Raw genomic sequence first — 11,201 nt, forward strand, 5'->3', positions numbered from 1 at the left:
GTTAGCGCCGTTTATAATCGACGTAATCCAGCCTGAACTCGTCCTTCGGGCCGCGCTCCGGCGTTTCGCGGCGCAGTTCCTTCCATTGGCTCCAGTCGATAGCGGGAAAAAAAGCGTCGGCTTCCGGCTCGCAATCGACCAGGGTCAGGCGCAGGTATTCCGCTCGCGGCAGACCAAGGCGATAAAGTTCGCCGCCGCCGGCCAGAATGATTTCGGCGGCGTGCATGGCGCGGCCGATGCGATCGGCCAAGGCTAAAGCCTCGTCGAAATCATGGGCGGTGTGCAGGCGCTCCACCTCTTGCGCGGAAAAATCGCGGTCGCGGGTCACCACGATGGTTTCGCGCCCCGGCAGGGCCTTGCCGATCGACTGAAAGGTCTTGCGCCCCATGACCAGCGGCCGCCCCCAGGTGATCTCACGAAAACGCTTGAGATCGCTCGACGCGCGCCAGGGGATCGCGTTGTCCTTTCCGAGCGCGCCATTGCGGGCGATGGCGGCGACGATAGTCAGCGGCAGCGGCGCCTCGCTCATACCGCCACCGGCGCCTTGATCGCCGGCTGCGGGTGATAATCCTCGAAAACAATGTCGCCATAAGTGAAATCGAACAGGTTTTTCCGCGCCGGATTGAGTTTCAGTCTCGGCAAAGGTCCGGGCGTGCGGGACAATTGCAGCTTCGCCTGTTCGACGTGATTCGAATAAAGATGGGCGTCGCCGAAAGTATGGACGAAATCGCCGACCTCCAGCCCGCAGGACTGCGCCACCAGATGGGTCAGCAGCGCATAAGAGGCGATATTGAAGGGAACGCCGAGGAAAATATCGGCCGAACGCTGGTAAAGCTGGCAGGACAAGCGGCGCACGCCGTCCACTTCCGCGACATAGAACTGGAACAGGCAGTGACAAGGGGCCAGAGCCATGCTCTCGATCTCGGCCGGATTCCACGCCGAGACGACCAGCCGTCGCGAAAACGGGTTGTTTTTGATTTCCTCGACCAGCCAGGCGATCTGGTCATAGGTTCGCCCGTCGGCGCCGGCCCAGGAGCGCCATTGCTTGCCGTAAACCGGGCCAAGATCTCCGTTTTCATCGGCCCATTCGTCCCAGATGCCGACGCCGTTCTGCTTGAGATAAGCAATATTGGTGTCGCCGCGTAAAAACCACAGCAATTCGTGGACGATGGATTTGGTGTGCAGCTTCTTGGTGGTCAGCAGCGGAAAGCCGGCGGTAAGGTCGAAACGCAATTGCGCGCCGAAAATCGAGGTGACTCCGACGCCGGTACGGTCGCTCTTGGTCACGCCCTCGGACATGACGCGATTCAACAGATCAAGATAGGACCGCATTTCAGGGCTCCGCCAAACAAGCCGGTCAGTTTAGCGATTCGCGGCGCGTTGGAAAGTTTCCAGGAGCTTGGTTGAAAATGGGTCAGGCCGCGGCGAAAATGGTGTTTTTCGAGCACCGAAGCGGAACGTACTTTATGTACGTGAGCATCGGAGCGCAGAAAAACGCCATTTGCAGCCCGGCATCACCCATTTGCGGCCAGGCTCTAAGGTTCCACCAGCTTGCGATAGACATGCCAGGTGGCGTGGCCGAGCAGCGGCAGGACCACGATCAGTCCCAACAGGCCGGACAACAGGCCGAAAGCCAGGAACAGGGCGATGATCAAGGCCCAGGCCAGCATCTGCCAAAGATTGGTCTTCACCGCCCGTACCGAGGAAATCATCGCGGTGATGAAATCGACATCACGGTCAAGCAGCAGCGGAAAGGAGACGACCGTGAAGGAAAACACGGTGAAAGCGATCATGCCGCCGACGATGTTGCCGACCAGGATGAAAACCAGGCCCTGCTGGGTGGACAGAGCCTCCTGGATGAACGCCGCCGGGTCCGGCATGTGGGCGCCATAAAACATCAGATAGAGGAAAAAGGCGTAGTCCACCCAAAGCAGGAAAGAAAACAGCGTCACCAAGCACATCCAGCCGAGATCGCGGCCGCCACCGGCCTTTACGGAACCGAGGACCGCCGCCCAGGATAGAGGTTCGCCGCTTTCCAACCGCCGGCTGACTTCGTAGCAGGTCGCCGCCATGAAGGGCGCCACCAGCGCGAAGCCGGTGAGGAAGGGATAGGTAAAATAATTCAGGCCCGAGAATCTGGCGAAGTAAATTGCGATCCAGCCGCCGAGCGCATAGGCCGCGCCCACCGTCAGGCCGTAGACCGGGGCGCGCTTGAGATCGCTCCAGCCGGCGACGAGGGAGTTGAAAATATCGTCCTTCTGAAGCTTGCGGATGACGACCGTGCGGCGCGCGAGGCGCGTGGCCTCATCCGTCGCCGACGGCGGAATGGCGTTCTGCTGCATGATCTCTCCCTGAACGCCCGCTTTTTCGCGAGTCTCATTTTGACAGAGTGATGCAGCGGCGGCGCGAGGACAAGGGCCCTGGACAAGAACCGGCTCGAGATTTTCCGAAAACCCCTTTCGCCGGCCCCAACCCTTCTCTATATTCGATTTGCCGTCCTCGGACGGCTATGGCGATAAATGGTTATCGGAATAAGCCTTTCGGACCCGGGGGCGGTACCCGGCGCCTCCACCCCAGCCCGTTTCCAGCGTTCAAGACGTTGCAGACGGGCTGCGGCGGGGGCGAAATAGGATCGACGAGGGTGTAAAGGATATACTTTTGCCCGGCATGATTCCGTCGTTATCTGGATCACACCTATAGTTGCCAATGACAACTATGCTCCGGTGGCCGTCGCCGCGTAATGCGGTTCTGGTACCGAAATTAAGTCCTTAGGGGTTGCACTTTAAGGCGGGGCCCGGAGGCGCCTGGCAACAGAAGCCTCCACTTTTTTCTGCCGGCTCGCTCCGGCGCCAGTGGCCGGACCATAGGATGCGGTCCGGCGTCGAAATGGAATTTGTGCCGCACATGCCGACAGATTTGATTCGATACGATCTTCAGGTGCAGGACGCCCTGCGCGGCGTGGTTCGCAAGGTGCTGGCCGATGCGGCGCGCGACGGCCTGCCGGGCGAACACCATTTCTACATCACCTTCCGCACCCCTTCGCCCGGCGTCAAAATGTCGAACCGGCTGCGCGAGCAGTATCCCGATGAAATGACCATCATTCTCCAGTATCAATTCTGGGATCTGAAGGTCGAGGAAAGCTACTTCGAAGTCGGCTTGCACTTCAAGAACGTGCCGGAGAAACTGCACGTGCCTTTCGACGCCGTCTCCGGTTTTTACGACCCTTCCGTGCAATTCGGCCTGAAATTCGAGGCGCAAGGCGAGGAACTGGACGAATTCGACGAAGACGACGAGGAAACCATCGTCGGGCCGGTCGCCAATCCGCAGCGCCCCGTCGAGACCGTCAAGCCGAAATTGCGGGGGGCCGGTTCGGAACCGGACATCGTTCCGGCCAAAAGCCGCAGCGCGCCGCCGGCCCCCAAGCCGGCGCCTGCCGTCAAGGGCGGCGCCGCCAAGCCAGCGGACGAGAAGGCCGATTCGGCAAAGAAAACTTCCGCAAAGCAGGAATTAGCGCAAGATTCGGCGCAGGAATCCAAAGTCGTGTCGATCGACGCCTTCCGCAAAAAGCCCTGAAACCCGGGATCCGAGGCCATGGGCGAAATCGTCAATCTCCGCCGGGCCCGCAAGGTGCAGGAACGCCGGCGCGACGAGGATCTGGCGCAGGGAAACCGCATCCGCCACGGGTTGAGCAAGGCCGAGCGGAAATTGGCGGAAAAGACCAAGGCGCAAGCGGACAAAAATCTCGACGGACATAAGCTCGACGGCGAAAAGCCGTGACGAGAGCACCCGAAAAGGCGCAGGACCACGATACAGGCCGGATGCGCAAACATTCGCTGGTCATCGCCGGGCATAGCACCAGCATTTCGCTGGAGACCGCCTTCTGGGAGGTTCTGCGCGAACTGGCGCGGGAAAAGGGCGTCTCGGTCGCCGCCTATGCGGCGGAGATCGACCAGAAGCGCGGCGCGGCCAACTTGTCATCGGCTTTGCGGGTGCATCTTCTGCAGGTTTTTCGCGACAGGGTAAACCGCTAGGCTCAGATTTACTGCGCCTGCTGAGGCGCCAGGGCGCGCAGCCTTTCCTGGTCCTGCAGCTTGAGCTTTTCGATCCGCGCCTGTTCGCGCTCCAGGGCTCGCGTCGCGACGGCGTTGACGAAACCCGTCGCGGCGACACGTCGGCCCGGCGCCGACCACGGCCCCGCCCAGGTCACGCCGGCGCGCGGCAGGGGCGCGGTCCAGCCGTCGGGTCTTTTTTGGGCGGCGGCCGACAAAACCAGCGCCATATTGGCGTCGGACAGGTCGAAAGAAAACTCCAGCGCCGGCTCGAGACCGTTCGCCCGGGTCAGGTTCAGCCGTCCTGCGGCCAGCCGCGCGGCGAAATCCGCCTCGCCGAGACGCGTTTCGCCGCGCGCGAAAAACTCATCGAGATTTTTGGTGATCCCCGCGACGTCGAAAGGCGCTTCGCTGGTTTCGCTCGCAGCCAGCGCCAGATCGGGCGCCCCTTCGGCCGCCCCCGCCACGACGAGGTTTTTCGCGCGCGCGGCGCCGCTCCCCGCCAGAGAGCCGAGCAAAGCCGCGGCGTTGGCGCCATCACCAGCGAAACGCAGGCGCCCATCGAGTTTCGCCGAAAAGCCCCGGTTCCTGAGCGCGATATTTTCCGCTTCCGCTTCGCCGCTCAAGCTCACCCGCCCGTCTTCGCGCCGCAGATCGAAACCGCCGCGCAAAATTCCGCCCGAAATATCCAAACTGGCCTGAGCTAGTGACAAAAGCCCCTGACCAAGCGTCAGATTGAAACGCGCCTTGCCGCCGAAAGGCTGCAAATTCGCGGTCTCCACCGATATTTTCGTCGCTGGCGGATCGACGGCGACCGGCGCGAAGGACAGACTCGACCAGAGGGCGCCCGTCTTGGCCGGAGCCGGCGGGCCAAGCACCAACGCGGCGAGCGCCGGCGCGGAGAGGCGGTCACAGCGCAGGTCGCCGACGATCTCCCGCCCACCGATGGTCAGGTCGCCGGCGAATTTATCGTCGCCCCACGAACCGGCGAGATTGTGCAACGTCACCGATCCGTCGCCCGCGTGCAAAGACGCGGAAAAGCGCGCGGCAATGGGGGCTGGCGGCGACGGGGAAAAGCTTGCGAGGATTTTCATCGCGTCGCCTGCGACGGCCAGGTCGCCTTCGACCGTCGGGCTGTGCAGGATTTCCGTCGCGAAGCCGCGAAAATCGCCATGCAGGCCCGCGAGATCGCCGGCGGCGACGATTTCGAGCTTTTCCCCCTGCGACTCGGCGCTTTGCGCGCGCGCCGTCACATGGGCGGGACCGAGTTTTTGCCCAAACAGCAGCGGCGCCCCAAGCTGGTTGAGCAGGATCCCGCCGTCTGGCGCGGCGAGATCGAGCGCGGCGACGAATTTTTCACCGGCGCGCGGCGCGAAGGAGGCGCTAATCTTCGTCCCTCCGAGCGCGCCGTTCAATTCGAAGGTTTTCTCAGCTGCGCCGGCTTTCGCGGTCAAATCGGCCGGCGAGAGCAAGCGCGCCCGCGTCGCCAGAATTTTGGTCGCGGCGCCGGGAAAAAGCCGGCCGAGAACCTGCGCCAGCTGGGAAAAATCGGCCGCCTTGAGCCGCGCTTCGCCGGTCAGCCCGGAAAAGTCCCGGCCCCAGCCGCCGTGAGCGGAAAGTTCGGCGCCGCCGATATTGTGCAAATCCAGTCGTTCCAGCCGCGTCGCCTCGCCGTCGCGCTGGAAATGCGCGTCGATCCGCCCGGCCTCGCCGATCTGGCGGCCGCCATGCGCCAGCTTGACCGTCTGCGCCTGCAGCGCCAAGTCGAGATCCATGCCCGCCAGCAAAGCGGGGCCAAGATCGGGCGCAGCATCGAGATCGAGCGCCGGCGCGGCGAGGCGGGCGGCCAGATATGGCCGTCGGTCTGGTTTGCCCGGCTTGAAATGCAAGTCGCCGGTGAGCCGCGCCCGATCCAGCGCCAGACGGGCCCCCGTCAGGCTCCATTCGTCGGCGGACACGGAAAAATCACCGCCGATCTCCACCAAACGGAAATCCGCCAGCGGCGCGGCCTGCGGCAAAGCGGCGGCGAAAGCCGGGAAATCCTCTGCTTTGAACTGCGCCTTGCCCCGCCAGCCGGGGCCATCCGGCGCGGCGACGAAATCGAGCCGCGACGCGCCTGGCCCTTGCGCTTGCAGATGCGCCGGCGAGCCGGAGGCCCTAGAAAATTCGACCTGCGTCCAGTCGGCGCCGCGCCAGTTCACGGTCTCGGCTTTGAGCCGCAGGTCAAGCGGCGCCGCGCTGGCGCTGGCCGCGAGCAGCGGGCCCGAAAAAAGCTCCGCCCAGCCGGCGTCGATTTGCGGCGCAACGAGATCGAGCGAGATCTTGCCGTTGCGCGCATCATAGCGCCCGCCGCCTGAAATCCTGTTCGCCAGCGGTCTGTCGCCAAGCGTGGCGGAAAAATCCTGCCCCTCGACGCCTTCGAAAGAGGCCGCCAGCTTGGCCTGCGCCCGCCAGGGTCCCGGCCCGGCCCCGCCCTCCGCCTTGGCCTCGCCCGCGAACAGAGGCGCGGCGGCGAAATCGAGCCTGCCGTCCAGTTCGAGCCGCCCGCTCTCGCCGGGCAAGGTCAAGTTGGCTTTCAGCGGCAGCAGGTCTTTCGCCAGCACATCGCTGGCGAAAGTGAACGCGACTTCCTTGTCGGCCAGAGGGAACGAACCTCGCGCCGAAAACGGCCCCGCCAGCGAAGGCGCGTTGCCGGCGAGTTCCAGATTTTCCAGCCGCAAAGCCGGCGCTCCGTCGCGCAGAAATGTCACTGTGGCGCGATGCAGGACCAGATCGTCGAATTGGGTGGCGGGAAGATTTTTTGCCGCCCCGATGTTTTGCGTTTCGATGATGATTTCGCAATCGTCGAGGCGCGTCCGCGAAAATTGCAGCCGGCCGCCGATCAGGCCCGGCAGCGTCAATTCGAAAAAGCCTTTATTCGCCTTGACCGAGCCCCAATCGCCGGACCATCGCAATTTTTCCGCCGAGAAGCGCGGCGTCGGCAGCAGGCGCAGGGAAATCGGACCGTTCAGCGTTACTTGCGCGCCGAGGCCTGCGGACAATTCCTCGGCGATGCGTCCACGATAGGCGTCGAAATCGATGAAGAAAGGCGCGGCGACCGCCGCCGTCAGCGCCAGTATCAGCGCGATTCCGAGATAAGTCAGGAGATCGCGCATGGCTCATCCCCCGCCTGCATCAATCGCGCCGCTCGACAAAGGAATCGAGCACCAGTTTGCGGCCAGCCTTGTCGAAATCGATGGTGAGCTTGGCGCCATCGACCGCCGCGACGGTTCCGGGGCCGAATTTGATGTGAAAAACCCGTACGCCTGACGAAAAACCGCTCGCCGCATGAGAACTGGCGACAATTTCGCCTTCGATGGTCGGCGGCTTGCGCGCCGGCGGCTCGTTGGAGCGTTGCTGCGCGCGCCGCCAGCCCGGCGTTTCGTATTTCGAGCCGAAGGAATCCATATTGGCGAAACGCGACTGCGCGTAGCCGCCGTAATCCGAGCCGCTGCGGGCGTTTTCGACCAGTTGCACATGCGCCGCCGGCAGGTCGTCGATGAAGCGCGAGGGAACCGTGGTCTGCCACAGGCCGTGAATGCGGCGATTGCTGGCGAACAGGATTTTCGCCCGCAGCCGCGCCCGCGTCACCCCGACATAGGCGAGACGGCGCTCCTCCTCCAGCCCGGCGCGGCCGCTCTCGTCGAGCGAACGCTGGTGGGGAAACAGACCCTCCTCCCAGCCGGGCAGGAAGACCGTATCGAATTCCAGTCCCTTGGCGCCGTGCAGGGTCATGATCGAAACGCGCTCGCCGGCGTCCTTGTTGTCGACGTCCATCACCAGCGAAATATGTTCGAGAAAGGCGCCGAGGTCGGGAAATTCCTCCATCGAGCGCACCAGCTCTTTCAGGTTTTCCAGCCTGCCCTCGGCTTCCGCCGACTTCTCCTGTTTCCAGAAATCGGTATAGCCGGATTCTTCCAGAATCTGTTCGGCCAGTTCGTAATGCGGCTTGGTCTCGATTTCACTGGACCAGCGCGAAAAATCCGCGAGCAAAGAGCGCAGGGTTCCGCGCGGCTTGGCCCGCAATTCCTCGGTCTCGACCAGGGCGCGAACCGCCTGCATCAATGGAATCTGTCGCAGGCGGGCGAATTCGTGCACGACCTGCAAGGTGCTTTCGCCCAGGCCGCGCTTGGGCGTATTGACGATGCGCTCGAAGGCGAGATCGTCGGCAGGCTGGGCGACGCAGCGCAGATAGGCCAAGGCGTCGCGTATCTCCAGCCGCTCGTAGAAGCGCGGACCGCCGATCACCTTGTAAGGCAGGCCGAGGGTGATGAATCGCTCCTCGAACTCGCGCATCTGGAACGAGGCGCGCACCAGAATGGCGATCTCGTCGAGCGAATGGTTCTGGCGCTGCAGCTGCTCGATTTCCTCGCCGACGACGCGCGCCTCCTCCTCCGAATCCCAGACGCCGGCGACGCTCGGCTTTTCCCCCGGCTCGCCATCGGTGAACAGGGTTTTGCCGAGCCGGTCGCGGTTATGGGCGATGAGATGCGAGGCGGTGGCGAGAATATGGCCGGTCGAGCGGTAATTGCGCTCCAGCCTGATCACCTTGGCGCCGGGAAAATCCTTCTCGAAACGCAGGATATTGTCGACATCGGCGCCGCGCCAGCCATAGATCGACTGGTCGTCATCGCCGACGCAGCAGATGTTTTGCGGTGACGCATCGCCGGATTTCTGCGCCAGCAGCCGCAGCCACAGGTATTGCACGGCGTTGGTGTCCTGGTATTCGTCCACCAGGATATATTTGAAGCGGTTCTGGTATTCGCGCAGCACGTCCGGGTTTTCGCGCAGCAGGCGCAGGGATTCGAGCAGAAGGTCGCCGAAATCGGCGGCGTTGAGGATTTTCAGCCGCTCCTGATAGAGCGCGTAAAGCGCCCCGCCCTTGCCATTGGCGAAAGCCTGCGCCTCGCCCGGCGGCACATGTTTCGGGTCGAGGCCGCGGTTTTTCCAATTGTCGATCAGATAGGCCAGCGTGCGGGCGGTCCAGCGCTTGTCGTCGATATTTTCCGCCTTCAGCGCCTGTTTCAGCAGGCGAATCTGGTCGTCGGTGTCGAGAATGGTGAAATTGCTCTTCAGGCCGACCAGTTCGGCGTGGCGACGCAGGATTTTCGCACCGATGGCGTGAAAAGTGCCGAGCCAGGACATGCCCTCGGCGCCGGGTCCGATCAAGACGCTTATGCGCTCCTTCATCTCGCGCGCCGCCTTGTTGGTGAAGGTGACGGCGAGGATTTCATAAGGCCGGGCGCGACCCTGCGCCAATATATGGGCGATGCGCGAGGTCAGGACCCGCGTCTTGCCGGTCCCTGCCCCGGCCAGCACCAGAACCGGCCCCTCCAAAGCCTCGACCGCCTCGCGCTGCTCGGGATTTAACGCCGTGAGCCAGTTCGGCCTGGGCCGCGCCATATCCAGCGCGCGCGCCGCCAGCCCGCCGGCGCGCGGTCCGGCGTGGGAAAAATCATCGTCGCCAAGAGGATCTTCGCCAAGCGAAAAGGGATCGGACAATTCTGGGCCTTGAAGGTGAACGAACAGCGAATCGTTAACCGCAATGTGGGGCTACATTGCGTCGATGTCGAATCCCCGTCGCCGCCTTCCCGCAAGCGGCGGCAAGCTTCGCGAAGGCGAGAGGCGCCATAAACGGCGCCGATCCGGCCCGAGTTCGAGCCGTTCCAGCGCCGTTGCGGAGTTTCATATGGGAGCGTGCAGGCTTCATCGTCGTATCGCCGCCCTTTTTCTTCAGAAATCGGGCTCGGTGGCGATAATGTTCGCGCTATCCTCGCTCGCGGTCATTCTCTTCGTCGGACTGGCGCTGGATTACGGCCGGGCCATAGCGAGCAAGGGCGTGCTCAACACCGCCGCCGACGCGGCGGCTCTCGCCGCGCTGGCCGCGGCGGAATCCGATTACGCCAAGGGTCTGCCGGCGTCGCAGATGGTCAGCGACGGGCAGGCGGCGGCGCAGCGCGCTTTCATCGTCAACGCCGGCTCCATTTACGCCAATCTGGCGCAGGCGCCGACAATCGCCGTCGCGCAAACCGGCCGGACGATCAACGCGACCATCAACTATCAGGCCAACTCGCCCAATCTGTTCGGCAACCTGGCTCATGTGAGCCAGATGACCTTCACCGGCGCCGCGGCAGCGTCGATGACCCTGCCGAGCTATCTCAGCTTCTATCTGCTGCTCGACGTTTCCGAATCGATGGGCATTCCCTCGACCGCGAGCGAAATTTCGCGCCTCGCCGCGATCAATCCGGATTATCTCAATCTCTATCCCGGCGGCTGCACCATCGCCTGCCATTTCACCGCCTACGCCGCCTGCCAGAACAAACAGGGCGCGACGGTCATGTGCCAGGGCTACAACCTTTCCCGCACCGCCGGGGGAAGCGGTTCGCCGGTTTCCTACTGTCCGCAGCCCGGCCAGAGCAATTGCATCCAGCTGCGGCTCGACGCCGTCGCCTATGCGGTGCAGCAGTTGATCTCAACCGCGCAGACCACGGCGACACTGACCAACCAGTTCGCCATCGGCCTTTATCCCTTTGCCCGCTACATGGAGTCCTATCAGACGCTCACCACCAATCTCGCCACGGTGACGACGGCCGCGTCCGCCCTCACTTCGCTGATCGACAACGGCAATGGCTCCAGCGCGATCGGCTCCGGCGGCACCCATTTTGAAAACGCCTTGCCGTCGGTCAACGGCCTGATCTCGTCGGTCGGCAACGGCGCCAGCCCGTCCTCGCCGATACCTTTCGTGTTCATGGTGACCGATGGCGCGCAGGACAGCCAGTATCAGGTCAACAACGGCTCATGGAGCGGCAGCAACAACGCCACCACGCTCAACACGGCCAATTGCACGACGATCAAGAATCGCGGGATCACCCTGGCGGTGCTTTACGTGCCCTATGTGCCGATTCCCAATCCGCACGCCGTTATTCCGCCACTGTCTGCTATTATCCGTTTTGTCCTAGAGTTTTGTGGCTTTACAGCGGATTTGTGTTTTCGTTTATCCGCGTTTGTATGCTACAATCCGCGCTTAATTGAGGTTCCAATTGAGGGACTGGAAAAAGGGACAGGAGGGACGGTTATGGCTGGAAAAAACAAGCTGACGGCGAAGACGGTTGA

The 11,201-nt window shown here is 63.0% G+C and carries 9 protein-coding genes and 1 other RNA gene; 5 read left to right on the top strand and 5 right to left on the bottom strand.

Annotated features, from left to right (window positions below):
- Position 1: 1 nt before the first annotated feature.
- The 3 genes from ACLP2E_RS01535 to ACLP2E_RS01545 form a co-directional block, all read right to left on the bottom strand.
- Positions 2–529 (bottom strand): dihydrofolate reductase, encoded by a 528-nt coding sequence (locus tag ACLP2E_RS01535; RefSeq protein ID WP_442464954.1) that lies wholly within the window; start codon positions 527–529, stop codon positions 2–4.
- On the bottom strand, positions 526–1,332 hold the full coding sequence (locus ACLP2E_RS01540) for a thymidylate synthase (protein ID WP_442463850.1): 807 nt from the start codon (positions 1,330–1,332) through the stop codon (positions 526–528). The genes ACLP2E_RS01535 and ACLP2E_RS01540 overlap by 4 nt, the downstream gene beginning before the upstream one ends.
- A 203-nt stretch (positions 1,333–1,535) precedes the next feature.
- A complete protein-coding gene (locus tag ACLP2E_RS01545) occupies positions 1,536–2,342 on the bottom strand; it encodes a DUF2189 domain-containing protein (protein WP_442461983.1) in 807 nt (268 codons plus the stop codon).
- Between the two features lie 111 nt (positions 2,343–2,453).
- On the opposite strand from ACLP2E_RS01545, the gene ssrA reads away from it, so the two are divergent.
- From ssrA to ACLP2E_RS01565, 4 genes are all read left to right on the top strand, one after another.
- Positions 2,454–2,825: a transfer-messenger RNA gene (gene ssrA, locus ACLP2E_RS01550) on the top strand.
- 79 nt (positions 2,826–2,904) lie between these two features.
- On the top strand, positions 2,905–3,573 hold the full coding sequence (locus ACLP2E_RS01555) for an SspB family protein (protein ID WP_442461982.1): 669 nt from the start codon (positions 2,905–2,907) through the stop codon (positions 3,571–3,573).
- Between the two features lie 18 nt (positions 3,574–3,591).
- Entirely contained in the window at positions 3,592–3,777 is a 186-nt protein-coding gene (locus tag ACLP2E_RS01560; protein WP_442461981.1) for a DUF4169 family protein, read from the top strand.
- The gene (locus ACLP2E_RS01565; protein ID WP_442464955.1) at positions 3,774–4,031 is read left to right on the top strand and encodes a ribbon-helix-helix domain-containing protein; all 258 of its coding nucleotides are present in this window, start codon (positions 3,774–3,776) and stop codon (positions 4,029–4,031) included. The genes ACLP2E_RS01560 and ACLP2E_RS01565 overlap by 4 nt, the downstream gene beginning before the upstream one ends.
- Before the next feature lie 8 nt (positions 4,032–4,039).
- Here ACLP2E_RS01565 and ACLP2E_RS01570 read toward each other — a convergent pair whose 3' ends face one another.
- Both ACLP2E_RS01570 and ACLP2E_RS01575 read right to left on the bottom strand, forming a co-directional pair.
- On the bottom strand, positions 4,040–7,204 hold the full coding sequence (locus ACLP2E_RS01570; protein WP_442464956.1) for a hypothetical protein: 3,165 nt from the start codon (positions 7,202–7,204) through the stop codon (positions 4,040–4,042).
- Positions 7,205–7,223: 19 nt separating this feature from the next.
- A complete protein-coding gene (locus ACLP2E_RS01575) occupies positions 7,224–9,491 on the bottom strand; it encodes an ATP-dependent helicase (protein ID WP_442464958.1) in 2,268 nt (755 codons plus the stop codon).
- Between the two features lie 355 nt (positions 9,492–9,846).
- Here ACLP2E_RS01575 and ACLP2E_RS01580 point away from each other — a divergent pair.
- Positions 9,847–11,201: pilus assembly protein TadG-related protein (locus tag ACLP2E_RS01580; RefSeq protein WP_442464957.1), on the top strand; the 1,355-nt coding region annotated here is incomplete at its 3' end.

Origin of the sequence: Rhodoblastus sp., assembly GCF_052145335.1 — a bacterium.
Taxonomy (GTDB): Bacteria; Pseudomonadota; Alphaproteobacteria; order Rhizobiales; family Beijerinckiaceae; genus Rhodoblastus.